The following is a 23,856-nucleotide window of genomic DNA, read 5'->3' as shown; positions in this document are numbered from 1 at the left end:
TTAAACTCCAGAGCGATATGTATTAGAATGGAACTAGAAAGAATAAGGAAACAAGGAGGTCTTTATGTCTGAACAAATCTATAAACAGCGGACTGAGCTCACCCAACTCATTGAGAGTCACACAGACAAGGACGGGACTCATTCGACTGCTATTCCTTCTTTATTTTACTCTCGTTACTCTACTGTTACCGGTCCGAATTACGGAGTTTCCAAGCCTTCCTTATGCATTATCGTTCAAGGTATGAAGGAGGTATTACTGGCACAGGATCGCTATGTATACGGTCCAGCCGATTACCTCATTGCCTCTGTTAACTTGCCAATTACCGGAATAGTCACAGAAGCCTCTTCCGAAAATCCATATTTGGCACTTAAACTCGAATTCACACCAAATCAAATCCTGGAGGTATTACAGGATTCTCAACTTGCTGTTAACCAGAAAGAACATGCTAAAAGAGGCATGTATGTATGCCAAATAGAGATATCTCTGTTGGACGCGGTAACCAGATTAGCTCGTTTGCTAGACAATCCAAATGATATACCGGTACTCGCACCTCTTATCACGAAGGAAATCATCTATAGGGTTTTACAAGGGCAGCATGGAGTTACTCTGGGCCAAATTGCGATAGAAGGAAGTTCCACCTATCAAATCGGCGACGTTGTTGACCATATAATGAATAATTATGACCAGTCATTTCGGATTGAAGACCTTGCGGAAATTGCAAATATGAGCGTTTCATCGCTACATAGGCACTTTAAAGAGGTAACAGCAATGAGCCCCATTCAGTTCCAAAAACAACTGAGGCTACAGGAAGCCCGGCGCCTATTATTATCCGAGTCAACAGATGCCACTGAAGCAGCATTCCGCGTAGGCTACGAAAGCCCATCCCAATTCAGCCGTGAATATTCCCGCTTGTTTGGTTTACCGCCAAAAGAAGATATTAACCGCCTGAAGGCAACATATGAATAAAAAAGTGCATTAATCTATTATGGATTAATGCACTTTTTTATTCTGGAAATTTTTATTTTTTTCAATATTCCTCTCTTTAAAACCTGTTGTATCAAGCCTAGTTTTATCCTGCTTCTGAACAAATTTCAGAACATAATGAGTCCCACTGATATATATTCCCATGATAGCTAGATGATCTAGTAAAAACCCCATGGAGGAATCATAAAATTCCCAACCAAACGGATTATATATGGTTAACTTATTAAGCATCTCCCTCTCAAAAGAAGCCTGAACCCCATAAACAACAATCAACACCGCTATAACACGAAATGCAATGGTGCGGATACGGCTTGTGCCAGTAATTCCAGTCATCTTTCGTACTGAATTGATAATGGTTGCCCAGGACATTCCTATATGCACAGCCATGAAGATAAATCCCCAATATGAAGTCATAACATGTATCTGCAATAGAACCGTGTCATTGTTTATCGAAATAAAAGGTATTATGTCACGAGATATGGGCACAGAACTTATCATCACTACAGTCATAGATACAAGAAAAAGTAGATTGACCACTACGCTCAGAATACGTCGTACATTGTGCTTTCCCTTAAAGATCGTCTTATACCATCGTCGATTTAAAATATTGTGGGTAATAAACAATAAACACAATAATACTCCTACCAGTTCATGTATTGCATTTCCAGTAATCTGGTAAGCCATTGCAACTAACATCAGAACTGTCATTGAAAGGTCAATGACCAGCCGGATTAACATATTTCGATTCAAGAAGTTCTCCTCTTTCTAATTTTTATTTATCTAGGTCGGTTTTCCGTCGAAGCTAACTCCCTATGTCTCTTTATTATAATGAACCATCAAAAGAACCTTCTGGATAATTCCGGATTCTTCTTCTTCCATTAATCTGTTTCCATGCAATATATCCTGAGAGCCCTCCAGATCATCTGCCGCTTTTACCTCCCAGTGTTCGGTGGGGATACCTGCGATCTGGGATTCTGTATTGCCCTCCTTTGATCCTGTAAACTCTCCAAAACTTTTCATTTCATCCATCGTGTTCACGAAGTCATCCCGTTCCTGGTTCGCGTGACAAGTAAAGCAGCGACCGATTTCTTCCTTGTAATCCACCGACTTGTCTCCATTGAATTCCTGGTATAGCCAATCTCCATTACGCATCTCAGATGGGTTCCCATCAGCCCAGCCAGCGCGCTTTTCCATTACGAAGATTTCATCAAGATCTTCATCCCTATAGATTTCGAGTGTGATTATTGTGCCGTCAGGGATTGACTGACCGTTCTGCACCGCTTCGATCGCTTCCCTGCTCATGTAGAGTTCCTCCCTTACATTTCCACGATTGACAGTGGTATAGTTTACACCCTTATCGTAGTTCTCAGGGAATTCAACCAATTCACGATTGGATTCTGATTGTTGTTCCTGTTGGGAAATCCCATTACTGTCATTATTGCTGTTGCATGCTGAAAGAGTGTTGGACATGACCAAAGCCAGGGACATAAATAATAGTTTCTTCATCTGTTTTCCTCCAAGTTTCTTTCCGAATTATTTCTATACAAAACTCGTATTCGTTCCAACCTGAACATCCCTATCAAGTACAATCACTTCAGCTTATTTACAGTGAATTTGTAATTTGAATTCAATATGGCATTAGCCTCATAAACACTATAAAAGTAATGTATAAATGTAGAGGTATCCTCATTATCCTACAGATTAAAAAGCGGCCGCTGTCCTATTTCTCTTAAATCAATGCCTAATCCTCTTACGTTTCTATCTAAATCGAAATCGATTTTATATCAGTGCTGGAAAGCGGATTGATTAATATTTCCTTTTAATAACCAAAATGAGGGAACAAGTGGGTATCAACATTTGTATTTTACTAAGAGGTATTCAGTTAAAGTTGAGTTTGCGAAGAAATGGATTTAAACTATCCTGCCCTATATATCCATAAGAAAAAGCTGTCTTAATGACAGCTCTGCTCGTAAACTATTAAACTGATTAATCTTGTTCATCATCAAGTTCAATAAAATAATGATCCTTACGGTACGACACTGCCTCCATGTTGCGATCAGGTTTTGCTCATGCAAGACGTCTATCCGATAAAATCCTGTCCGATAGTTTCGTTTGACTTCCGTTGCACGGGCTACTATCTTGTCTCCGGGTTTAGCTGATTCAATAAACTGGATTGTTGTCGAGAGTCCTAATGATGTTTTTCCATAGGCATTACAGGCTACCGAAAAAGCATGATCTGCTACAGCATAAATAACTGCCCCATGAACAGTTCCATATGCATTTACCATAGTGCTTTGCACTTCTAACGTTGCTTCTGCAGTACCTGCCTCGAATTTTGTTAACTGAATGCCTAACGACTGAGCATACGGATCGTTTTTCACTTGCTCATGAATTTGTTCATAGTGTTTTTCATAAATTTGATATTCATCAATTTTCTTCTTCACTATTACCTGCCCCTTCCAATACCATTGATATCGGTATTGTGACGTGAATTGGATGTGCTGATTATTATCAATTTAAAAAACCAATTGAACCAGCATCATGTAGACAATCGTTCCCCCCGCTATGGAGAGGAGCATTATTTTCTTCCAAAAGTGAAGCAGGGCAACTACACCCACCCCAATAAATTCAGGGATGCCGTAACTTCCGGATTGTAAGCTCACATCCTTTAAACAATAAATGACCAAAAGCCCAATTACTGCAGATGGCAGCATTTTACCGAGATACTGTACATACTTCGGTGTGGGTTTACCTGATGGGAAAACGATGAAGGGAAGAAATCTTGTAAGCATTGTACCTAAAACAACCATCGCGATTGTAATGATTTGCTGCGTTAAAGTCATTGTCATATGGTTCTCACCTCAACTTTCTCTAACGGCTTTCTAAGTAAGGTAAGTACCCCCAAAATGGCAAACATAGCAGGGATAATGAAATTGCTTCCGCCAAAAATAATAAGGCAGACAGCTGACAGCCCAAGCCCAGCGAGAGCACTATGATGTTTTTTCTCTTTCATCCATTGTTCAATGAAAATCACTACAAAGAGAGCCGTCATAACAAAATCGAGTCCTTCTGTATTGAATTTGACAAGTGAGCCAAAAATGCCGCCAATCGCTGATCCTATCACCCAATAGCAATGATTGAGCAGTGTCACGAAGAACATAAACCAGCCCTTATCCACATCCTTCGGAACATCAACGGTACAATTGATGGAAAAAGACTCATCGCAAAGCCCAAAAATCAGATACAGCTTTTTCTTCCCGGTCCCCCTATATTTATCAAGCATGGATATGCCATAAAACAAATGCCGTGCATTCACCATTAAGGTTAGAAAAAGGGCGTTAATCGGATTGAACGCGACAAGCAATAAATTGGCTGCAATAAACTCCATCGATCCTGCAAATATTGTTAGACTCATCAATATCGGGTAAATCGCACTGAACCCTAATGAATTCATAAAGATTCCATAAGCGATGCCTAAAAATAAAAAGCCTGCCAAAATGGGCACTGTGTACGGAAAAGCCGCACGAAATGCAGTTAGCATTTGAGTTCGTTTTTTCATATAAATCACATCCTGATAGCTAAATTTATTTAAACTTAACATACAAAATCCGTACAAAAAACAAGTTAATTGTATGGATTACAATTAAAATAAAATTCCCACATTTCATAAAAATGGGGGGTCTGATAGGCTAATCACCTTATATTCATTTAAAGCCAACTCAAATCATACCGTTTCATCATTAGAATTCCATACAAAGAGTGATATGATTGTATGGAATAAGATAGTAGAGGTGAACTATGCCCGTAAATTCATTTGACAATTATCCAATGTCTTGGAAACCTGATAAGAAAGCATTAAAGCGTCCTTTTTATAAATCTCTTGCATCATTACTTGAACAAGATATAACAAATGGTTTTTTAGCACCTGGAACCAAGTTACCCCCGCAACGAGAATTGGCAGATTTTCTAGACTTAAACTTCACCACGATTACCCGTTCCTACAAAATATGCGAAGTAAAGGGATTGATATATGCCGTTACGGGAAGCGGAACCTTTGTGGCTCCTAATGCCACTCGTTCCATAACCATTTCCGCGGATAAAACGGCAAACAGCATTGATCTTGGTTTTGTGGCATCTTTTGAGCAAACCAATGATATTGTTTCAGAAACTTTACAAAAAACTGTGAACAAAAGTTATTTGGAGCAGCTGCTGAATTACAACGATCCGACTGGTATTCCACATCAAAAAACAGCAGCTCTAAACTGGATGGAATCTTTCGGCATTCACGCGGATCAAGAGCATATAGCAATCGTTTCCGGTGCCCAAAATGCATTGGCCATAGCCTTGGCTGCTTTGTTTGAGCCTGGTAATAGAATTGCAACCGACTTATACACATATTCAAACTTTATCGAGCTGGCAAAGATGTTTCATATTAAGTTAGTGCCCATTCTCGGAGACCAGTTTGGAATGCTGCCAGATGAACTTGAAAAGCAGTGTTGTCAAACAAATATTGACGGCATTTTCCTGATGCCCTCTTGCAACAATCCAACCACAATCATGATGTCAGATATTCGAAAGCAAGAAATAGCTGCGGTCATCCGAAAGCATTGTTTAATTTTGATTGAGGATGATATTCATGCATTTCTGACGGCAGGCATTATCTCCGACTACCGGCAGCCGATGTTCCATTTGCTTCCAGAACAGAGCGTTTATATTTGCGGCACCTCTAAGTCAATATGTTCTGGATTAAGAGTTGCCTATATGGTCTATGGAGATGCGTTACGCGAGAAAATTGCCCAGGCCATTTTCAACATTAATGTAAAGACCTCTTCTTTTGATGCAGAGGTTATCACACAGCTAATCCTATCAGGAAAGGCTCATGAAATTGTTTCTCAAAAGAAACAGCTTGCACAGACTGCAAATGATATTTATTCGGAATATTTTCCTTTAAGAAAGGATGTCGGACATCCTCTCAGTCTTTATCGTTGGCTTCCAATTAAAGGACATAACGATGCGTTACAGCTGGAAACGGATTTAAAAAGGCGCGGTATTCGAGTTTTTCATTCCAATCGTTTTCAAAGCGGACAGACCACCCCTGATATGTATTTGCGTATTGCACTATCTTCAACAAACTCATTCGATGAGTTAAAAATAGGGTTAGAAATATTAAAACAGTATCTCAACTGATTCAAAAATTGATGATATTTAGATTAAATATAAAAAGCCTGACCAAATAGGGTCAGGCTTTTTTATACTTTTTTAGCAGAAGCCGCCCTTTCCCGCCTTAAAAACAACTACACCCAACAATGATTAAGAGTATAAACAAAACGACTATAAAGGCGAAACCTCCACCAAATCCAAAACCGCGGTCAAAATCATGTTCACAACCTGACATATAGAAACATCTCCTTTTTTTTAAGGAGGAATAAATGGGTAATATCATCTTATGCTCTAATCAGGAAAATGACACCAATAGTCTCCATCTCTGTTCAGAGGATAAAATGTTGGACTTATATGTATTTTCTCATAAATAATCTACTGAGTTACTGGGACATCTTGACTAGAGGCGGTAAAGGTACATATTCAGTTGACATTTAGGAATAAGTTATCCATGTTTAACCTTTGCAATATTATTTGAACTGGACAAAATTAATAAACATATGATGGATAATACAATTTCATTAATTTCGATCCTAAATGATAACTATAAAATGTACTGAAAGAGGAGATGTTTTTTTGTATCCGAATGATTATTATTATCGAGTAAACAACTGGGAACCTATTTTATATATGTTACATCAAAGTTTATATGCTGAAGAAATGGTATGTGCTATGAGTAGTGAGCTTTTCCATATACCAGAAACCAAAGATTTAAAAGGAAGTCGCGAGATGCATAACCATCTAATCCCTGCTTCATATCACCGTGTAACCGCAGTGGGATCAGCCCAAAGGCTAAAAAATGGTGAGCAACAGCAAACCATTATAGAAACAATGACAGCTTGTATAATAAACGCTGAAACCCAAGATAAAAAAGTAAGTGAAGGATTAAAAATAATGGAGGAAAATGCAAGACCTGAATATATAGCCTTTATTAAAGTGATTATCAAATGGCAAGAACAAGCAGAATCCTATTTAAATCAAGCAAAAGAAGCTTTACGATCTATGGGCGTTTCATTTCCTGTTGGAAGTGAACAGCAGAATTATTAATATATTATGATTCTACAAAAATAATCAAACTAGCCAAACAATATAGATTCCAAAGGATATATCCCCCACCTTTGCTTGACCGAACTGTAAAAAGTTCGGTTTTTACGTAGTACCAGCGAATCTGTCACCACCCGCTATAAATAACTTTAAAACTTCAAACACATATACCCCCTTCCTGTTTTAGATGGGGGTTTCATTTCTAGCCCTTAACTATCCTGCCCCGTTTTTCCCATAAAAAGGCTGCCTCAGTTACTTACTGCAAACAAATCACGAGACAGCAGGACTCATATACCCCCAGTTAATTACAAGAATTCACTTTATTCTTTTAGTTAAAAAGCACAAAATAATATCTGAAATTTCACACTTCTTCTAATGATTTCTAAATACGAAACCTGTATACTTTTCTCGTGTTAGTTTTTATCACATCTATAGTCATATCATATAACAATATGAATGGGAGTTGAGTGTAAATTGTCTACATATCTAGAAAGTCATGCTTTAGAAGAGGCGGAGTTCCGCCATGCTGCGGATTTGGATGAATCTCTGAAGCCGAGATCAAAAAAAGATAGGACGGTTGGCCCGATATCCTATACATTCATGTGGATTGGAGACGGCGTCAATTTAGGGAATATGACACTTGGGGCCAGCTTGGTCGTAGCGGGAACCGCAACGTTGAATATAATTCAGACATTTGCTGCAGCTGCCATTGCCATCGCTATCATTTCCGTGATTTTCGCTTTAAATGATAGGATTGGATACAGGACGGGTATTCCCTATGTTGTTCAGCTCAGAATGTCCTTCGGGATGAAAGGCTCCATCATATCATCACTTTTGCGTGGGATTCCGGCCATCATCTGGTACGGTTTTCAAAGTTGGATCGGCGGTACCGCTTTAAATGAAATCGTGAAAGTCATTACGGGTGGCGCTTTTGATAATGCCGTCATTTGCTTTGTCGCGATTCAATTGGTGCAAATTGTGCTTTCACTGTATGGCTTCCATGCCATCAAATGGGTGGAAATGCTTGCATCCATCGTTATCATGCTAGCGCTAGTTTATGTATTTGGTATTCTTCTTACATCACATAGCGAGGTCATCGCGGAAAAATGGGTGCACGCTGAAGGCTCATGGGGCTTGCCGTTCTTTGCTTTCATCATGATGTTTTTAGGAAATTATGCGGCTATCTTTTTAAGCGCAGGAGACTATTCAAGAGAGCTTAAGTCTGGCATCAGTGATGCAAAACGAGGGTTTTTGTATTTTTCGCCCATTTTACTAGCATACGGCTTCGTACTGACAATCGGTGTAATGCTTGCTTCCGCTACCGGCATTTCCAATCCAGTTAAGGCGTTTGCAATTGTGGTGGATAATCCTTATATCACAGTAGGCGTTTCTGTATTTATCGTTATAGGTGCGATTGCGGTAAATATGGTCGCCAATATTATTCCGCCAACATATGTCATTACTTTGCTTACAAAGTTGAAATATAAGGTTGCCGTTATCATAACCGGAATTCTTGCCTTTTGCTCATTCCCTTGGGTGCTTGTACAGGATTCTTCGGCGAAGGGCCTCGGTTTGTTCATTCTGATTTATTCCGCATTTTTAGGTCCGATCGTTTCGATTTTATTAGTCGAATATTATATATTAAGAAAGCAAAAAATGAATGTTGCCGATTTGTACAGAGAGGACGGGCCATTTGCAGGATATAATCCATGCGCGCTGCTCGCCATGCTTATCGGCGCCGGCGCCGCCTTTATAAAAGTTGAGCTTGCCTGGATCATCGGCGTTGTTGTGGCAGGCATTGCCTATATTATTCTGATGAAGTTTGCCTTTAAGGATTCAAGATTCAAAAAGGGTACGATATTCGAGAATGAGTTTTAACTTATTGAAAAGGGATACTACTCAAAATGGCAGTATCCCTTTTTTAAGTAAGATTGGTATCAGGAATTATACATTTGACCATTTTTGTAAGTGAATGTATAGTTTCCTTCTTTTTTCAATAAAACCGGCAAGTACTGTGCGACCATCTCAGCAATTCCGAGATTAAGTGGATGAAGTATCCAATCAATGGATTTCCAATCAAGAATGCCTTCCCGCGTTTTTTTCGGTGTTTCATATATTAAATCCCTATCAGCCATAAACAAATATACATATATTCCATCCAATTCACCTTCTGGAGTCTCCCAGGTTACCGTTCCTTTAGAAAAAAAGGTCTCCACCTCTATCCCAGTTTCCTCAAATACCTCACGCTGTGCACCAATATCAGGTGTTTCACCTTTCTCGATTTTGCCCCCCACCCCGTTCCAAACACCCATAATTGGAGCTTTCTCCCGGTTAAGCATGAGAAGTTCATTATTCTTCTTTACAAAACAGACTGTATACTTAAACATTTATTAAGAACCCCTTTATTGTTAGTTAATGCCACATCATGACTAGGCTGGTTAATGAGAGTGAAGCTAAAAAATACTTAAACCATTTATATAGGAAAGATCTTGACCAAGCATTCCTCACTTCTACTGCCTCCAAAGTATTAACACATTCTCAAATTCTAACAATGAATAAAGAATCCGTAAACGCTCTCTGTCAATGTATGAATGCCCTCCCCATTAGTTCCAATTCTTCTATTAGCGCAAAATAATTACTTCACTCGTGAGATTGAGCGATATATTTGTGAGTTTGATTGATATATACGAGAGTTTGGGCGATAAACACGTTAATTTGAGCGATATAATCGAGAGTTTGGGCGATAAACACGTGAATTTGAGCGATATAATCGAGAGTTTGGGCGATAAACTCGTGAATTTGCACTATTTACTCGTGAATTCGCACTTTACTCGTGAGTTTAAGCTATTTACTCGCGAATTTGCACTATTTACTCGTGAATTCGCACTATTTACTCGTGAGTTTTGCTGTTTTACTCGTGAATTCGCACTTTACTCGTGGGTTTACGCTATTTACTCGCGAATTTGCACTATTTACTCGTGAGTTCCTATTTTCATAAGAAAGCAGCGATTCCTTTAAGGATCGCTGCTCTTCTTATTTATGCTCCTGCCCAAACATCTTTCGCATATCTGCCATTCTCCTCTAATGATTGCAGCCATTCTGTGGCTTCTTCTCTCTGTGTTTGATAGATATGCATATAGCTGTCAATTAAGGTTCGTTCAACATCGGGCGCCATTTTGCTTCCGTCTCCGCAGATGTATAGGTGTCCTCCTTCTTTTAATAAAGGAAGGATGTCATGGGCGTTTTCCGCTAATCGGTTCTGGACATATGTTTTTTCTTGCCCGGGACATCTGGAGTATGCGGTGTGCAGTGTTACAAGGCCCTCTTGTTCGGCTTGGACGAGTTCTTCTTGATAGAGGAAATCGTGTTCCGGATTGCGGCAACCAAAGTAAAGGTGGGCAGTCCCTAGCGTTTCACCTTTTTCTTTCAAAGCGCGACGTGACTGTATGAATCCCCTGAATGGTGCAATTCCTGTTCCAGGGCCAATCATGATGATTGGTTTTCCTGTTTGCTTTGGAAGCTGGAAGTTGGATTGCGGCGTATTGATAAAGCAGGCTATTTTGTCCCCTTGGGAGCGTTCTGCCAAATAATTCGATGCAATTCCTTTGTATTCCCCGTTGCCGCTCAAAGCTTCTCCACGGACGACGCTTACGGTGATGCTTGCTTCTCCTTCGTTGTGGAGTGGTGAGCTTGAGATAGAGTAGTATCTTGCTTTTAAAGGTGGCAGTAAAGCCAGGAAACGTTCAAACGGGATTTCACATGCAAGATACTTTTCTATTAGGTCAAGCATGGTTATGCGCTTGTTCAGGATTTCTTGTTTATAGGTACTGTCCAAAAGAAGTTCTTCAAGTTCTTTTACATGTGGAGGACATACCGTATGAGTGGAAAGCGCCCTTATTTGAGACCGGGTGGCGGGCTCTTGGAACTCCACATAGTTTGATAGTAACTCCTCGAGTTTTACCGGTTTTCCTGTAGGAAGATGGGCAGCTTTTCCGGAATCCCCAGTCAGATTCACGTAATCTTGGCCATTTAGGTTAAATCGACTGAGCACTCGCTCAACTAGTTCCGATGAATTTTGTGGAAGAACCCCGAGATGATCGCCTTCCTGATATTGTATTCCCTCTGGCAGAGTCAATTCTATATGCCGTGTACTTCTTCCGCTATCTACATGTTGTAATTCAAAATTCCTTTTTACAATGGATGTAAAAGCATGATGGGTGCGGGCTAATGGCGTGCCGCTCACATCGCTTACGAAGTTCATCGTAATCGAGCTGACTACCCGATCATTCCTATTCACTTCAATGTTCAGGGTCTCGGCAAGATTCGGCCAAAGGGTTTCTGTCCATTTCTCGTAATCCCCTTCAAAGTCGTCGCTTGCATCTCCATAGCCTGTTTCTGACAGCCGCACTGCTCCTTTTTGTTCCAGCTGCTCATCAATGAAGATTGGAATGCGTTGGTACGTATTAGCCCAATTGCGGTCCCCGCAGCCGAAGATCGCATAGTGAACACCATCCAATGTGTCACCCTGGCTTTCCTTCAGCCATGAAACGAAGTCACCTGCATTATCAGGGGGATTTCCATTATAAGATGCCGAGACTATGAGTACAGCTCCTTCTTGGGGAAGCCGATCGGTGTAATCATTTAAAGGGGCAACCTCGGCATTGAAGCCTTGTCGCTTCCCTGTTTCGGCAAGGTCACGAGCAATCCCTTCCGCTGTTCCCATGTTTGACCCAAACAGGACGAGTAATGGTGTGCCATGTGCTGATTCGATTGGAGATGCAGTAGCTCCTTTTTCCGCAGACTTTGGTTCTGGAGAAGCAACGGTAAACGACATCGCCGGCTTCCTCGGTGAAACGCGCATGGTCAATCCGTCCGGTTTAAGAGTCAAAGTTTCTTTAACATCTAATTGATAATCTTCATGATCAATCAAGTCAAAGTGCTGTAAAACCATACCAAGCACCAGTGTCGCTTCATGAAGGGCAAACTGCTGTCCGATACAGGCGCGCTGCCCGTTTCCAAACGGTTTATAAGCATGATAAGGGATGGACTCCAAATACTCGAACCGCTCAGGAATGAACGATTCAACGTCATCACCCCAAACAGATGGATCACGGTGAAGCTCGGGAATGAGCAGCGAGAACACATCACCTTTCTTCACATTGTATTTTCCGTCCAGCATGGTATCTTCTTTCGCATAAACGGAAAACGCCGGAGCTGTCGGCCACAGACGAAGCGTTTCATTCAGCACCATCCGGACATATTTCAGATTTTTCACTTGTTTGTAATCAGGAACATCGTCACCAAGCACTTCATCGACTTCCTGCTGCGCTTTTTTTAACTTGTCTCTGTTATTCATGAGGAAATAGATGGCGAACGATAGGAGACCGCTCGTCGTTTCATGCCCAGCTATTAAAAAGGTAATGATTTGAAAACGAATATTTTCATCATCCAGTGATACGCCCGTTTCAGGATCGACCCCTTTCAACATATGGGAAAGAAGGTCATCTTCTCCCTGATCACCATTTTGTTTTCGGTCAGCAATCAATTCATCCACTAGAGAGAACATATATTGAATGTCTTCCCTGAATTGTTTTTTAGATTTGATCATCAGTTTATCTTGGATGCCAAGCCGCTGTGTTTGGCTCATCGCTTCATCCAGCGCACGCACCATACTGGTGACAAAAGGATGGGTGGTCTCCCGATAAAAACTGTTAAAGCGGTAATTGAACCCGCAGAGTCCAATCGTATCCAAGGTCAATCGTGTCATATCTTCAGGAACATCTATCTCATCAGCCGGATTCAAGCGAGCCCATTTTTGAATGAGTTGGGTAGCAAGATCCACCATTTTAGCATGATAGCCCTTCATTGCTTGCTGGCTAAAGCTGGGCAGCAGGATGTTATGGGCCTTTTTCCAATTCGGCTCCGTCGTTTCACTTGTGAAAAGGCCATCGCCTCCAAACGCTCTCACTTTTTGCAGGGCTGGACCGACTTTCTTATCGAACCTTGTTTCATCACAAATTTCTTTAGCGAGGGAAGCACTGGATACGAATGTAGTGATTCGACCCGGAAATTGGAACTGAAAAACCGGCCCAAGTTCTCGTGCGAGCTTCATGAAAGATTGAAGTGGCTTATCCTTATCAATGATAGGCAGGCTGCCTAGGGGGCCATATGTCTTTGGCTGCGGAAACTGAGTTGTGTTTTCCATTTTATTAGCACCTCTTTACAATAGTTTAGAAAGCGGAATGAACGTTCATTCCGTTTATATTAAAAGTGTCTCAAGCGTGCAATCGCACTGCATCCCAAAAGCTTTCTTCCACATCCTCCAAAAGTTTTGCGTCAGGTTCTAATTCCCCGATGCGAACAAGACGCTCAAGCTCAAGAAATGCTCCGTAAATGATGGCAATCAAAGCTGAAGAAGGAAGCTCCTTAATTTCTTTTTTCTCTTTTCCTGAATCAAAGAAATTTTTAAATATATTCAATAGCCCTTGAAAGCTAGCATGACTATCTTCATTTAAAAAATGGGCTCCATTATGGATTTTAATAAAATAAAGAGCTTGGTCCTGCTCGGTTGTATAGTGAACCATCGATTTAAAAATATGATGAAACTGATTGCGAATAGAATCATCATGAGGAAATCCATTCTTGACCGTTTCAGTGAAAATATCCAAGTACTCTTGAAAAATCTTGTTGCCCAGCACTTCCTTATTCTCGAAATAACGATAAATGGTACCCGCTCCAACTCCTGCCGATGCAGCAATCATCGGGATCGTCGTCGCATCATATCCCCGTTCTGCGAAAAGCACTAAAGCGCTGGTTACTATACTGTCTCGTTTATTTACTGCCGTGATCAAAATGATTCACCCCTTTTTAAAAGATGCGGAATGAATGTTCATTCCTGTTAATGTAAGTGTAAACCCAATAAAACCCAATCTCAATCGCGCATACTACCCATATTTTGTGAATTCTTTGTTAATAGCGGGGGATAAAAGGCTGAAAGGATTTCTTTTTGAGGAATTAAATGGAACTAACAACTATCGTTTGACCCATAAGAAAAAGAGCTGATTGACAGCTCTTCAAGTTTAAACCAGGATGATTTTCATGTTCACCAATTAAATCAAAAGAACTTATGCATGATTATAGCGTTCAGATAGTTTCTTTTTATGGGCATTGAACACTTCCTCCAAGGGGAAATTGTATTTGTTAGCAATCACAATTAAGTTTCCTAACACATCTCCCAATTCTTCGGTTAGCTCCTGTATGTTCTCTTCAAACGAACCAATAACTTCATCAGGTCTATCCCTGCCAATCTCAAGGGAGCGAATGGCTCGTGCAACCTCGCCAGTTTCTTCTGCCAAAAAGCCAATGCGAATGAAAATGTCCAATTCTAACCATCCCCTTGCTTCATAATAATCTTTTACCCATTGTTGAAATTCAGTGACGTTCATATCCATCCACCCCTCCTTTTTTATCATTCAAGTTTAACAAATCCCCTATAATTTTGTATGATAAGAAAGGAAGATTACTAAATGGGAGATGTGATATTTTGAAAAGTCTAGCTGTATTTTGTGGATCAAGCAAAGGTGCATCTGCTGTCTATGTAGAAGAGGCTAAAAAACTGGGTACGGAACTGGCAAAACGTAAGATTACCCTTGTTTATGGAGGCTCAAGTGTAGGAATCATGGGTGCAGTTGCAGATTCCGTTTTGGAAGCAGGCGGAAATGTAATTGGCGTAATGCCAGATTTTCTAGAAAAAAAGGAAATCGCAAATAAGAACTTAACCGAGCTGATCGTCGTGGAATCCATGCATGAAAGAAAAGCAAAAATGGCTGAGCTTGCAGATGGGTTCATGGCTTTGCCAGGCGGGCCTGGAACATTGGAAGAATTCTTTGAGATTTTCACTTGGGCTCAGCTTGGTCTTCATCAAAAACCTTGCGGACTCTTAAATATCAATCACTATTATGATCCCTTGGTCGCTTTATTCAACCATATGGCCGACGAACAGTTCCTTCATGAAAAGTTCCGTTCCATGGCGCTGGTTGATGTTGAACCTAATGGACTTCTTGATCAATTCATTACATATGAACCGCCAACCGTAAAAACTTTCATTACCGAGAAACAAACCTGATCATTAAAAAACAGCCGGCCAAGATCAATAATGATCTTGGCCGGCTGTGATAAACTGCAGGTTAGGTAAATATCCGGTTTAAATAATCTCCATGCCCTTTGATAAGTTGCACTTCATGTTCGGATGAAATCCAGAAGAAATGAAATGTCAGCCCCGCTTCATCTCCTCCACCCGTCGGCTGATGGTCCCATTCATCAGGAACATTCGATACACTTATTTGATAAAAATATCTATTATGTATGGCACCATCGACGTTCTCCCAAAAATCTTCTGTTATTAATTTCTCCACATGAAAATTTTCCAGACCTGTTTCTTCTTTCATTTCCCTAATCACTGCTTGGTAAGCATCTTCTTGAGGCTTCACCGTTCCCTTGGGTATCTGTATACCGGCTTCCTTAATGGGATGTTGAAAAACCAATACCTGTGTTTCTCCATTATTGAATCTTGTCACATACCCGTAAGCTTTTTTTATCGGTATCACCATCAATCACCAAAAGCAAAAATGAGCTCTGTCTCGCATACAGTTTCCCCCTCGACAGTAGCCCTTCCTGTTCCTTTACCGATAGGACCTTTCAAGCGAGTAATCTCCACTTCTAAACGTAATTGGTCCCCTGGTTTTACTTGCCTTTTAAAACGACATCCATCGATCCCAGCCAAAAGCCCGATCCGTCCTTTATTTTCTTCTTTTGTAAGCATAACAACAGCACTTACCTGTGCTAATGCCTCCACGATCAACACACCTGGCATCACTGGGTAATCGGGAAAGTGACCAGTAAAAAACTCTTCATTTGCCGTAACGTTTTTAATGGCCACCGCCCTCTTTCCTTCTTCCAGTTCTAAAACTCTATCAACTAAAAGAAATGGATAGCGATGCCTGATAATGTCTTTGATTTCTTGGATATCAATCAATATTAAGTCCCCCCATTGCGATGGATTGCATTCACTTAATTTTACCATCAGCATCATCATATGGGTATTTTTGTATTTATAAAAAAGGCTGCCTGAGCACCCCTGTTTTTTGTTCCGCTACAAATCCTTTGATTTTTTTTCCTTCGCTTTAGTTAATGGGGTTAGAACCATTTGTTCATACCTCTCATATCCCCCTAATAATTTATGAATCATGCTTATTTTTGGAACAACAAGGTAAACCGCCAATCCTGAAATGGTGCTCAGTATAGCTCCTGCCAGCACATCCGCCGGAAAGTGGACACCTACCCAAATACGGGAAATGCCAACAAGGAAAGCCAGCATGATCCATAACAACCACCATCCTCTTTTGAAAAGCCAAAAAGATACACAAAACGAGAAAAACAAGATGGTATGGTCGCTTGGAAATGAATTATCCACTGCTTTTTCAATTAACTTATTAACATTGGCCAATTCGGCAAATGGCTGATTATTCGAATGTAATCTCCCTGCCATTTTTCCCATCATTTCAGCTATTACAAACGTAATCATCCCACAAACAACCATCATTCTACTCTGTTCATTTCGAGTGAACCATATTACGATGACTGCCAAAGCTAATAAAAATACCATGTACTCGGCAATGAAAATGGCAGAAGGGTTTAAATAATCGTACTGTTTCCCTAAGTCATTGATCATTCTGAATACATTGGTATTCCACTCAAAAAAGTCCATTTCATACCCAACCTTCCTCTTTTTCTTACATATTAAAGAGAAAGGAAATAAATCGCCATCGTTCTTCCTAACAGTTTAAGCTGCCATCTTACAATATTGTCACGCGGTTAAAGAAGCTTAGTGGGGTCTTGTATATTCCCTGAACTTTCTATATAATCCAAGAAAAATACGGAGGTTAGTCAAATGAATAATGATAGGAACTCTGTTCTAATTCATGAAAACCAAGAAACAGTTTGGAATGCGATCACGAATGATGAAATCATTTCAAAATGGTATGCCCCGGGTTCAAAATGGAATATTCCTAAACTCCAGGTTGGAGAGAAGGCAATCTTCGTATTAATGCCTAGTGCACATAACAATCTTAAAGAGAATGAAAGCATCCCAATGAGCTTTACAATCCAAGAGATAATCCCTTACGAAACGTTTTCTTATTCCTCAGATTCGGATAACCTCGTTTTCACTTTCGAAATATACCCAGAATCTGAAGGCACTAGAGTATCCATTAACATGGACGGATATGAACTTAGTTTGGCTAACTTAAAAGCATGTTTAGAAGGAAAAGATCTTCCCTATACCTAATAATTCATTTGAAAGAGGACCTAGTTCATTTCCATGTTTATTAAAAAATCGCTGCTATGCCCCTTCGGATATAGCGTCTGAAGGGAGACGGCTGTATTTATAATAGAAGGGATTCGCATAAGGAGGAAAAAAATGCTGAACATACAGAAAAAGTCCGATACTGTCATCATTGTCATTCACGAAATATATGGACTGAATCAACATATACAGGGTTTTTGTGAGTCATTATCAAATCATGATTTTGATGTGATTTGTCCGGATTTGTTAGACCGGGAGACGCCTTTTGATTATTCCCAAGAGGATGCTGCTTATCGACATTTTATGGAGAACGTAGGTTTCAAGGGCGCTTTACATAAGATAAAGGATATATTATCGAATATAAAAGATGAATACCAAAAGATTTTTATCCTTGGATTCAGTGCAGGGGCAACTGTAGCTTGGCTGTGCAGTGAGGAAGAGTGTGTCGATGGAATAGCTGGTTACTACGGTTCACGTATTAGGAATTATGCAGAATTAGCGCCACGATGTCCTGTACTGCTACTTTTCCCATTAGAAGAGCCATCATTTAATGTGGACGAGTTAATTTCAGCTTTAGAAAGAACGAATGTCGAGGTTCATAAATTCAAGGGAGAACATGGATTCAGTGATCCTTACAATTCAAAATATCATGCAGAATCAGCACATGCAGCCGTTAGCAAAATGATGAAATTTTTTATGCAACATTGATGTTACACATTCAACCTAATGTCGTTTTGTATTGATCCATTGTATCGAACCCGCATCACTATGGGGATGACATTCATTTTGAACCTTTTTATATTCTGTTTCCAATTCTTTTAAGGTTAACTTCATAAGCTGTTCCACAGTCTTATTTACAGTATGGATCATAAGTTTAAAGATTAATTCCTTCCGCCTTTCTTCCACGCCCTTCCTCATTTCACCCTCTCCTTTTATACTGATATTATACGAAATGTATCCTTAGACAGGGGGAATGATCGTCGGATTCCTTCTCTTCGATTTTGCTTATTTTAATATATTCATTCTCTAAATCGGTTAAGGTTAATTCAAATAGATGGATGTCATTCTTTTTATAAATTCCCTTGTTAATCAACTTGTTGATCAGGAAGTTTCTTTTTTTCTCAATGGCTTTACGTAATAATATCCCCATGATAAATCCTCCTTTTTAATACGTATTGAAAGATAAACTTTCGACTTGCCCATTCACAAAAAAAACCGGAGACACCTCTTTACATGAAAGAAAGTCTCCGGTTTTCCGGTCAATTAACCTATAATTCCTATTTAATTACTCGGTATTATTATTTTTATAATACTAACTCTATGCTTCGCAGTCAACATTTTTTTCCTGCATCTTATTTATTTTTGCTTCGCTTCATGAAATGCTGCTTTCACTTTATCCAACAGGTCTTTATCCGAAATCAACTTATAACCTGTAAGTGCAAGAGCTTTTGCTCCGGTCAGGATGGCTTTGTCTCCAGCAGGAGATTTGGCACAGTCGCGGAATTCATTCGTATGGGCAATCAGCTCATCATGTCCAATTTTTATATAAGGATGCGCTGTCGGCACTACATGGCTTACATTACCTGCATCCGTCGAGCCAAAGCCACTCTCTTTTCGAGGGGCCACAGCTTCCCCTAATTGAGAGAGCTCTTCTTTTAACAGTTCATCCAGAACTGGATTAATGACAAAATCAAGTACTTCATTTTGGAAACGTTCAACTTTTACCGTACTTCCTGTTGCAAGTGCTGCACCTTCAGCAACAGCACGTATTTTATTGGATACTTCTTGGCAAAGTTTCCATGTTGTTGCTCTAATGTAAAACCTGGCAGAAGCATATTCAGGAATGATGTTAGGCGCTTCCCCGCCATTGGTAATGATTCCATGGATCTTGACCTCAGGCGGGAGCTGCTGACGCAAAGCATTAATGCCATTGAACAGCTGAATCACCCCGTCAAGTGCATTCACGCCTTCTTCAGGTGCAGCAGCTGCATGTGCTGACTTTCCGTAAAAATGAAAATCAAGGGGGTCGACAGCCAAAAACGGACTTGTGACACCCGTTTTCCCGGCAGGATGGATAAGGATGGCCGCATCCACCCCATCAAATAGACCGTGCTTCACAAAGCTGCCTTTTGCGCTTCCATTCGGCCCGCCCTCTTCTGCCGGTGTTCCGAAAACAATCACCTCTCCGCCCGTTTCCTCCAGAACTTGAGCCAAGGAAATGCCCGCTGCAACACTCGTTGTGCCGATGATATTATGGCCGCAAGCATGACCCAAACCCGGCAATGCATCATACTCGGCTAAAAAGGCAATTGTGGGACCTTTCTTTGAAGAGGTTTTTTTGGCGATGAATCCTGTTTCATGCCCGGCTATATTGCGGGTCACTTCAAATCCTTCATTTCGAAGTATTCCTGTTAATGTATCCGAAGCGAAGAATTCTTGATTCCCAATTTCGGGTTTAGCATGAATGGCTTGACTCGTTTCGATATATAATTTGGAATGAAAGTCGATGTGATCTTCAATGATCTGCTGATGCTGCTTCTGCACTAATTCTCTCGCCATATTCTTATCTCCCCTTTTTGGTTTAGAAAGCCGGATAGGCATTTTGAATCCATCCGGCTTTCCTTCACTTGTTCTAAATCATTACTTTTCATTAGCTGGTTTTGTCCAAGCATCCTGGTAATTCACTAATTCATCTACAGAAACATATGCAGGAATGGTGTTTCCTTTAAACGTTTTTTCAATGAACGCTTCCACTTCTTTCGATTGATAAAGCTCCACTAATTTTTGTAGCTCAGGACGATCGGCATTTCCCTTTTTAACCGCAATGATATTAATATATGGTTTCGCGGTTTTACTCTCATGGAATAATGAATCTTTCAAAGTAAGGCCTGCTTCGACGGCAAAGTTATTATTAATGGCTGAAGCATCGGCATCATCCAATAGACGCGGTGTATTACCGGCAGCAACAGGTTGGATTTTTAAGTTTTTCGGATTTTCCTTAATGATTTCCAATGATCCCGATCCATTGAATTCCTCTTTCAATGTAATCAATCCAGCTTCCTGAAGTAGGAGCAGTGCACGGCCAAAGTTTGTCGCTTCATTCGGTACGGCTATCGTAGCACCATCTGGAAGACTTTTAAGATCTTTGTGTTTTTTCGAATAAAGGCCCATAGGTGCAATGACAGTCGACCCGATGGCCTCCAATTTCAGATTTTGATCTTGAACGAATTCATCGAAATAGGCGACCGTTTGGAATGAATTGGCATCAATTTCACCTTCACTTAACGCAAGGTTCGGTTGGATATAATCATTGAAAGTGACTAGTTCGATATTAAGTCCTTCTTCTTTCGCTAAGTCGACAATATATTCCCATGTTCTCGTATCCCCGCTGCTGACACCGACTTTCACTGTTTTCACATCATCCGAACCGCCTGATGCACCCTCATCGTTCCCGCATGCTGCAGCCACGATGGCCAATGCCAATACCATGATCGTTAATAAGATTTTTTTCATTTTTCCTACCTCCTGTTATTTTTATCTTCTTCTGATTTTTCTTGAAACAAAATTCCCGGTGGATTGCAATAATTGAACGATGATCACGAGCGCCGCTACTGTGACGACCATCGTCATCGTATCGAACCTTTGATAACCGTAAGCCAAAGCTAGATCCCCGACCCCGCCTGCACCAACGGCACCTGCCATGGCCGTAGATCCAACAAGCCCGATAGTCGCTGTTGTAAATGTAAGGATCAACGAACTAAGTCCCTCGGGAATCAAAAAGCGATAAATGATTTGCCATGTCGTCGCACCCATCGCCTGAGCCGCCTCGATGATCCCTTTGTCCACTTCCAACAGGGAGTTTTCCACAAGCCGGGCAATATAAGGAGCCGCGTAAAAGATTAGCGGAACAATGGCCGCATTCGTTCCGATCGCACTGCCTACAATCATTCTGGTAAACGGAATAAGTGCTACAAGCAAGATGATGAAAGGAACCGACCGCAATATATTGATGATCGGGTTCAATACATTAAAAATCCATTTATTCTCCAGGATGTGACCCTTTCTTGTAATGACAAGCAGGATACCGAGCGGAAGCCCGATCAATCCGGAAAATACCAATGAGATGGCTACCATATAAAGTGTGTCACCGAAAGCTGTCGACAGCTGCTCTGCCGTTATTTCCATTCCCCAAAGCGTATTACCCATTTATCTGCACCTCCTGGACGAGTATCCCCTCATCTTTAATATATTGATAAGCCTTATCCACCTCATTTTTGCTCCCGGTCACTTCGATGATCAAATTCCCAAAAGGTGTTTCCTGAATTTCAGAAATATTGGCTGATAAGACACTTAAATGAACATCATATTTCTTCGAGATGGTAGAAAGTAAAGGAGTACCCGAAGTAGTCCCAATAAAATTAATTTTCCAAATAATCGGGATATGAGACCCTATGCTTTTTAAGAAACTTTGTGGAATCTCGTCATGTATGACCGTTCTCACGAAGTTTTTTGCAATATCCGTTTGCGGCTTGGCGAAAACTTCGAAAACCGAACCTTGTTCAACGACACATCCGCCCTCCATGACCGCTACCTTATTGCAAATTTCCCGAATTACAGACATCTCATGAGTGATTAGCAGAATGGTGATATTGTAATCTCTATTAATTTTTTTTAAGAGCTGCAGAACTGCACTCGTTGTTTGTGGATCCAATGCCGATGTAGCTTCATCACACAATAAGATCGATGGATTCGTAGCCAAAGCTCTCGCAATGCCGATTCGCTGCTTTTGACCGCCGGATAATTGTTCCGGATAACTCTTCGCCTTGCTCGATAAGCCAACGAACTCCAACAGCTCGCCTACACGGTTTTTGATTTCCTTAGCCGGAGTTCCCGATAAAACCAGCGGCATGGCAATATTATCAAAAACAGTCTTGGAGTTTAGCAAGTTGAAATGCTGAAAAATCATCCCGATTTTTTTCTTTTCTGCCCGCAATTCCTTCGGGCTTAATTTGGTTAAATCCTTGCCCCCAACAATCACCGAACCATCTGAAGGATCTTCAAGCAAGTTGACCAGCCTGATCAACGTACTCTTTCCTGCCCCGCTATAACCGACTACACCGAATATATCCCCCTTTTCCACTGTCAAATTAATCCCCTTCAAAGCCTCGACAGTCTGTTTCTTTGTTTGATAAACCTTTTTAACATTTTGAAACTCAATCATCCAATCTCCCCCCATGCTGTTTATTTGTACGAATTCATTATCCAGAGAGAAGAGCTTTGCAAAGTTTCATAATGATAGGGTTAAATTCGAAACTCACGAGTAAATCTGCGAAACTCATGAGTAATTGCACCAATTCTCCAAATAACCATATACATTTTGAATAAACAAAAGAGGCCTCTTCCGTCATCAGACAGAAGAGGCCTCTTTTAGACATAAAAAAGAGTAAACTCTTAATTTAATTATCTAAGAAAAGCTCCTTCTTATCTTTCAAACTTTCGTCCGTTGGAATTAGCACAGTATTTTTACAAAAGTAAAAACCCGCTGCCGAGGTATCATAGGGCCAAGTCCCTCCACATCTCTTGATAAGAATTAACGTTATATTTAATTATGTCCTTCACTATATATTCTAATTTCTCTAAAGTCAACCATATTTTTCATCGCTTAAAATATTTTCACAGTATAGTGAATTGATACTTTTAAATTATATTAATATAATTTAATTTTATATTTTATAATGATTTGCTCATTCTCCATACGGGGTATATTTCATTTTCTTCCCTTATCTTCATCATGCCTGAATTCGTATATAAACGAATCGCCCTTTGATTATCCGGAGAAACCCTTAAATGGTATTCGGATACATTAAATTGCCTGAAAAAGTTTTCTGCGTAGCGAACCAATTCCTTGCCAAGGCCTTTACTGCGGTATTCGGGAATAAGATAAAATAAATTTACATAGCCGATCTCAGTTCCTTCATACTCCCGAACTTGAAGTTCCATTTGTCCAATCGGTACTTGGTCCTTTTCAATGATCACCTGTCCATCCGGAAATTTGCGGACCCTTTCTTCCATTCGTTGCAGATATGTATTTTCATCTCCAAAACCAGCTTCAGATCCAAAACTTACAACAAAGGAATCTTTCCTGAATTTAACGATAATATCTTTGTCTTTGTCCGTATCAATGGTCCGAAAGATCAACTTTAGCCACCCCTATCATTTTAGTGAAATAGTTATCAAGCAAACAAACTCATTTTACTTACACTTTTTATGATATTTCATTATTTACTTTTACAAGCGTCTTATT

General features: G+C 40.3%; 27 protein-coding genes, 1 pseudogene and 1 riboswitch. Of the genes and pseudogenes, 8 read left to right on the top strand and 20 right to left on the bottom strand.

Going from position 1 to position 23,856, the window contains the following annotated elements:
- The first annotated feature begins 64 nt into the window (after nt 1–64).
- Complete coding sequence (locus V3595_RS00935) at nt 65–967, top strand: AraC family transcriptional regulator (RefSeq protein WP_485904989.1); 903 nt, start codon at nt 65–67, stop codon at nt 965–967.
- Between the two features lie 24 nt (nt 968–991).
- Here the strand turns inward: V3595_RS00935 and V3595_RS00930 are convergent, their stop codons facing one another.
- From V3595_RS00930 to azlC, 5 genes are all read right to left on the bottom strand, one after another.
- Nucleotides 992–1,735, bottom strand: a complete 744-nt coding sequence (locus V3595_RS00930; protein WP_485904987.1) for a DUF4405 domain-containing protein — start codon at nt 1,733–1,735, stop codon at nt 992–994.
- Nucleotides 1,736–1,795: 60 nt separating this feature from the next.
- Nucleotides 1,796–2,491 (bottom strand): cytochrome P460 family protein, encoded by a 696-nt coding sequence (locus V3595_RS00925; protein ID WP_485904985.1) that lies wholly within the window; start codon nt 2,489–2,491, stop codon nt 1,796–1,798.
- A 419-nt stretch (nt 2,492–2,910) separates the two neighbouring features.
- Nucleotides 2,911–3,429, bottom strand: coding sequence for a PaaI family thioesterase (locus V3595_RS00920; protein WP_485904983.1), 519 nt, complete (start codon nt 3,427–3,429; stop codon nt 2,911–2,913).
- Nucleotides 3,430–3,501: 72 nt separating this feature from the next.
- Nucleotides 3,502–3,834, bottom strand: coding sequence for a branched-chain amino acid transporter permease (locus tag V3595_RS00915; protein WP_485904981.1), 333 nt, complete (start codon nt 3,832–3,834; stop codon nt 3,502–3,504).
- Nucleotides 3,831–4,586 (bottom strand): azaleucine resistance protein AzlC, encoded by a 756-nt coding sequence (gene azlC / locus V3595_RS00910; protein WP_485904979.1) that lies wholly within the window; start codon nt 4,584–4,586, stop codon nt 3,831–3,833. Before azlC ends, V3595_RS00915 begins: the two co-directional genes overlap by 4 nt.
- Nucleotides 4,587–4,783: 197 nt before the next feature.
- Here azlC and V3595_RS00905 point away from each other — a divergent pair, with 197 nt between their 5' ends.
- Nucleotides 4,784–6,172, top strand: coding sequence for an aminotransferase-like domain-containing protein (locus tag V3595_RS00905; protein ID WP_485904978.1), 1,389 nt, complete (start codon nt 4,784–4,786; stop codon nt 6,170–6,172).
- A 100-nt stretch (nt 6,173–6,272) separates the two neighbouring features.
- Here V3595_RS00905 and V3595_RS00900 read toward each other — a convergent pair.
- A pseudogene (locus V3595_RS00900) lies at nt 6,273–6,380 on the bottom strand (YjcZ family sporulation protein); the annotation flags it as partial.
- 341 nt (nt 6,381–6,721) lie between these two features.
- Between V3595_RS00900 and V3595_RS00895 the strand changes: the two are divergent.
- Nucleotides 6,722–7,192, top strand: coding sequence for a hypothetical protein (locus V3595_RS00895; RefSeq protein ID WP_350300124.1), 471 nt, complete (start codon nt 6,722–6,724; stop codon nt 7,190–7,192).
- 471 nt (nt 7,193–7,663) lie between these two features.
- Nucleotides 7,664–9,067, top strand: a complete 1,404-nt coding sequence (locus V3595_RS00890; protein WP_485904976.1) for an NCS1 family transporter — start codon at nt 7,664–7,666, stop codon at nt 9,065–9,067.
- A gap of 59 nt (nt 9,068–9,126) precedes the next feature.
- On the opposite strand, the gene V3595_RS00885 is transcribed toward V3595_RS00890, so the two are convergent.
- Nucleotides 9,127–9,576: an NUDIX hydrolase gene (locus tag V3595_RS00885; protein ID WP_485904974.1), complete on the bottom strand. Its 450-nt coding sequence runs from the start codon at nt 9,574–9,576 to the stop codon at nt 9,127–9,129.
- A gap of 280 nt (nt 9,577–9,856) precedes the next feature.
- Here V3595_RS00885 and V3595_RS00880 point away from each other — a divergent pair, with 280 nt between their 5' ends.
- Nucleotides 9,857–10,171, top strand: a complete 315-nt coding sequence (locus V3595_RS00880) for a hypothetical protein (protein WP_485904973.1) — start codon at nt 9,857–9,859, stop codon at nt 10,169–10,171.
- Between the two features lie 55 nt (nt 10,172–10,226).
- On the opposite strand, the gene V3595_RS00875 is transcribed toward V3595_RS00880, so the two are convergent.
- The 3 genes from V3595_RS00875 to V3595_RS00865 all read right to left on the bottom strand — a co-directional run bounded on the left by V3595_RS00875 (nt 10,227) and on the right by V3595_RS00865 (nt 14,634).
- Nucleotides 10,227–13,394, bottom strand: a complete 3,168-nt coding sequence (locus V3595_RS00875; RefSeq protein WP_485904971.1) for a bifunctional cytochrome P450/NADPH--P450 reductase — start codon at nt 13,392–13,394, stop codon at nt 10,227–10,229.
- Between the two features lie 70 nt (nt 13,395–13,464).
- Complete coding sequence (locus V3595_RS00870; RefSeq protein WP_485904969.1) at nt 13,465–14,040, bottom strand: TetR/AcrR family transcriptional regulator; 576 nt, start codon at nt 14,038–14,040, stop codon at nt 13,465–13,467.
- Between the two features lie 273 nt (nt 14,041–14,313).
- The gene (locus V3595_RS00865; protein ID WP_485905679.1) at nt 14,314–14,634 is read right to left on the bottom strand and encodes a MazG nucleotide pyrophosphohydrolase domain-containing protein; all 321 of its coding nucleotides are present in this window, start codon (nt 14,632–14,634) and stop codon (nt 14,314–14,316) included.
- A 98-nt stretch (nt 14,635–14,732) separates the two neighbouring features.
- Here V3595_RS00865 and V3595_RS00860 point away from each other — a divergent pair, with 98 nt between their 5' ends.
- Complete coding sequence (locus tag V3595_RS00860) at nt 14,733–15,314, top strand: LOG family protein (RefSeq protein WP_485904967.1); 582 nt, start codon at nt 14,733–14,735, stop codon at nt 15,312–15,314.
- Between the two features lie 61 nt (nt 15,315–15,375).
- On the opposite strand, the gene V3595_RS00855 is transcribed toward V3595_RS00860, so the two are convergent.
- From V3595_RS00855 to V3595_RS00845, 3 genes are all read right to left on the bottom strand, one after another.
- Nucleotides 15,376–15,798 carry an NUDIX hydrolase gene (locus V3595_RS00855; protein WP_485904965.1) on the bottom strand — a complete coding sequence of 141 codons (423 nt, stop codon included), beginning with the start codon at nt 15,796–15,798 and terminating at the stop codon, nt 15,376–15,378.
- Nucleotides 15,798–16,223, bottom strand: a complete 426-nt coding sequence (gene fabZ, locus V3595_RS00850) for a 3-hydroxyacyl-ACP dehydratase FabZ (RefSeq protein WP_096340058.1) — start codon at nt 16,221–16,223, stop codon at nt 15,798–15,800. The genes V3595_RS00855 and fabZ overlap by 1 nt, the downstream gene beginning before the upstream one ends.
- Nucleotides 16,224–16,340: 117 nt before the next feature.
- The gene (locus tag V3595_RS00845; RefSeq protein ID WP_485904963.1) at nt 16,341–16,955 is read right to left on the bottom strand and encodes an undecaprenyl-diphosphatase; all 615 of its coding nucleotides are present in this window, start codon (nt 16,953–16,955) and stop codon (nt 16,341–16,343) included.
- A 183-nt stretch (nt 16,956–17,138) separates the two neighbouring features.
- On the opposite strand from V3595_RS00845, the gene V3595_RS00840 reads away from it, so the two are divergent.
- A complete protein-coding gene (locus tag V3595_RS00840) occupies nt 17,139–17,534 on the top strand; it encodes an SRPBCC family protein (RefSeq protein ID WP_485904961.1) in 396 nt (131 codons plus the stop codon).
- 132 nt (nt 17,535–17,666) lie between these two features.
- Nucleotides 17,667–18,260, top strand: a complete 594-nt coding sequence (locus V3595_RS00835; RefSeq protein ID WP_485904959.1) for a dienelactone hydrolase family protein — start codon at nt 17,667–17,669, stop codon at nt 18,258–18,260.
- 15 nt (nt 18,261–18,275) lie between these two features.
- Here the strand turns inward: V3595_RS00835 and V3595_RS00830 are convergent, their stop codons facing one another.
- From V3595_RS00830 to V3595_RS00800, 7 genes are all read right to left on the bottom strand, one after another.
- A complete protein-coding gene (locus V3595_RS00830) occupies nt 18,276–18,470 on the bottom strand; it encodes a Fur-regulated basic protein FbpA (protein WP_485904957.1) in 195 nt (64 codons plus the stop codon).
- 25 nt (nt 18,471–18,495) lie between these two features.
- Entirely contained in the window at nt 18,496–18,702 is a 207-nt protein-coding gene (locus V3595_RS00825) for a Fur-regulated basic protein FbpA (protein ID WP_485904955.1), read from the bottom strand.
- Nucleotides 18,703–18,908: 206 nt separating this feature from the next.
- Entirely contained in the window at nt 18,909–20,111 is a 1,203-nt protein-coding gene (locus V3595_RS00820; RefSeq protein WP_485904953.1) for a M20 family metallopeptidase, read from the bottom strand.
- 81 nt (nt 20,112–20,192) lie between these two features.
- Nucleotides 20,193–21,065 carry a MetQ/NlpA family ABC transporter substrate-binding protein gene (locus V3595_RS00815; RefSeq protein ID WP_402899464.1) on the bottom strand — a complete coding sequence of 291 codons (873 nt, stop codon included), beginning with the start codon at nt 21,063–21,065 and terminating at the stop codon, nt 20,193–20,195.
- 21 nt (nt 21,066–21,086) lie between these two features.
- Nucleotides 21,087–21,737, bottom strand: a complete 651-nt coding sequence (locus tag V3595_RS00810; RefSeq protein WP_137020660.1) for a methionine ABC transporter permease — start codon at nt 21,735–21,737, stop codon at nt 21,087–21,089.
- Nucleotides 21,738–21,750: 13 nt separating this feature from the next.
- Nucleotides 21,751–22,773 carry a methionine ABC transporter ATP-binding protein gene (locus V3595_RS00805; protein WP_485904950.1) on the bottom strand — a complete coding sequence of 341 codons (1,023 nt, stop codon included), beginning with the start codon at nt 22,771–22,773 and terminating at the stop codon, nt 21,751–21,753.
- 257 nt (nt 22,774–23,030) lie between these two features.
- Nucleotides 23,031–23,142, bottom strand: a riboswitch (SAM riboswitch).
- A 140-nt stretch (nt 23,143–23,282) separates the two neighbouring features.
- Nucleotides 23,283–23,750: a GNAT family N-acetyltransferase gene (locus tag V3595_RS00800; RefSeq protein WP_485904949.1), complete on the bottom strand. Its 468-nt coding sequence runs from the start codon at nt 23,748–23,750 to the stop codon at nt 23,283–23,285.
- Nucleotides 23,751–23,856: the final 106 nt, after the last annotated feature.

The organism is Bacillus sp. CFBP9009, assembly GCF_036541465.1.
GTDB lineage: Bacteria > Bacillota > Bacilli > Bacillales > DSM-1321 > Peribacillus.
Note: the sequence above shows the minus strand (reverse complement) of the source record. Positions and strands in the feature narration are given on the sequence as shown.